The organism is Polaromonas sp. P1_G2 (assembly GCF_056405515.1).
In genome coordinates this window covers 1-498 of the sequence record NZ_JBFUBY010000957.1, presented here as the reverse complement: position 1 = coordinate 498, position 498 = coordinate 1, and the positions used below count along the sequence as shown (strand labels likewise).

Genomic DNA, 498 nt, shown 5'->3' with positions numbered 1-498 from the left:
GCTCCATACCGGGCAGGTATTGGCGGATTATCTGACCCAATTTCCTGAGGCCGCGGTCGTCGTCCACGGCTGGTCGCATACCAATCACGCGAGGCCCGACGAAAAGAAGCAGGAGCTCGGCGCACACCGGCCTGTCGAGACAGTACTAAGGGAATTGAAAGCGGGCTTCCATCGCCTGCAGGCGTTTCACGCTGACCGTTTCGTTCCCCTGCTCGTGCCGCCGTGGAACCGGATTGCGCCCGGTGTGATCGCAGGGCTGCCGGAGCTCGGCTTCAAGGCCATATCCATTTTCGGGCCGGAGAAGCCGGCGCCGCTCGTCGTCGTCAACACCCATGTCGACCTGATGGACTGGCACGGCACACGCGGCGCTCGCGAGCCTGCGCCCTTGGTCGCCGATATGGTGAAGCGGCTTGATGAGATGTGGGAGAGCAACGGCGCGCTCGGCTTTCTGACCCATCACCTCGTCCACGACGAAGCGGGATGGGCGTTCCTTGACGC

The 498-nt window shown here is 63.5% G+C and carries 1 protein-coding gene; it reads left to right on the top strand.

The features are described from left to right. Positions 1 to 498 (top strand): polysaccharide deacetylase family protein (locus AC1D0P_RS28530; protein WP_477679813.1); only part of this gene is annotated, 498 nt, incomplete at both ends.